This window comes from Geobacillus sp. PK12 (genome assembly GCF_004123125.1).
In the GTDB taxonomy this organism is placed as follows: domain Bacteria; phylum Bacillota; class Bacilli; order Bacillales; family Anoxybacillaceae; genus Geobacillus; species Geobacillus zalihae.
The window spans coordinates 1-1,427 of the sequence record NZ_SDKL01000071.1; the positions used below are offsets into that span (position 1 = coordinate 1).

Sequence of the window (1,427 nt, forward strand, 5' to 3'; positions counted from 1 at the left end):
GTGAACTACCCCCACTTAATTTTCTAGCGAAAATTTGAAGTGGGGGCTTCCAAAGAAGTTTGACTGCTTCAAGCAATCCTTATTCTTTGAGGCGTGTCCACTTCGCCGCTAGAGCATAAGACACTCAGGTCTACAGCTTTACTTTTCTTTAAGATGTTTAATGCGCCATTGACATCAGCATTAATTAGTTTGCCAGACTTTGTTCGATACAAGCCGCGCTTAATACGTTTGCCGCTGAACTTATATTTGGATTGTCGGCATTATATTCAGGAATCTCATCGCCGTCAAAAAAGCTGGCTTGAGACGTATATGATTCTTCCTGTTTCAAGAATTCAATGCCGTAAAATTCACAAAGATATTCTAGTTTTTCTTTTATGTTACCGAGAGGAATATTGACAAAGTTTTGATTTGTCTTTTTTCCTAGATTAATATTGCGTTGCCATGTTTCCGCATAGCCAATGACAAGTTTGCCAATTTGATTTTCAATACAGTAGTTAATGATGTAACGGCAAGTCTTGTTGATATAATCATTCACTTTATTATTGCGATTCATAGCAAGCAAAGCCTGTTTACGAGTGGTGCCTTTGATTTTTTGCTTATCTTTTATGCTTTGAAGTCTGGCATTTTCTTTGTTAAACCATTGATTTATACTTTTTAATCTCCGCCCATCAATGATGAATGATCTGCCGTCTGATGTGACACAAGTGGCAAAATTGTTTAATCCTAAATCAATTGCCAGTGCTTTTTGGTCATTTAATTCTCTTTGATCTTCAGGCATTTCATATTTGTACTGAATCTCAAAGAACCTGGCATGATGCTTAGGAATGATTTCAATCTGCTTAATCTTTTTGTCCAGTAACACAGGCGGAATCGTTATCGTGATAGGCTTGTGAGTCTTTTTAAATAGGCGAGAATACGGTATCGTAAATTTGTTGCCGTCTATACGAATCTGGCCAATGATCAGTGAATGAAAGCCATCTTTTTTAAGATATTTTGGAATACTGATAGCCTTGTGGTCATATTTTCCTTGTTTGGCAAGACTGATCAAACCAAAGAAAGATTTAAAGGCTTCATTGACCTTTTTTAAAATTTGCTGTGCCATGTTGCTGTTTAACAGCTTATAGTTTTCGTTAGTTTTGGCAAGATGATAGTTTTTCTCATAATTAAGAAATTCCTTGTGTTCAAAATAGTATTGTCTGACATTGTACAATCCGACGTTGTACATGTTCTTGGCAATATGGCACAGTTCTCGAAGAGTCAAGTATTCTTCTTTGGTCAAACCATTTAGCTGTTGTTTGATACAAAAATACATTTTTTCACCTCCCATCTAACTATATTATACTCTATTTTACTGAATCTATCCTATTTTCAGCAAAATATAGTTAAGGCGATTCCTTTCCCACTTACTCTGCTTCGCTTCGTTGATG

General features: G+C 36.0%; 1 pseudogene. It reads right to left on the bottom strand.

The window, feature by feature from the left end:
• Nucleotides 1–68: 68 nt before the first annotated feature.
• Nucleotides 69–1,312 (bottom strand): annotated as a pseudogene (locus ETR37_RS17325) (RNA-guided endonuclease InsQ/TnpB family protein).
• Nucleotides 1,313–1,427 lie beyond the last annotated feature (115 nt).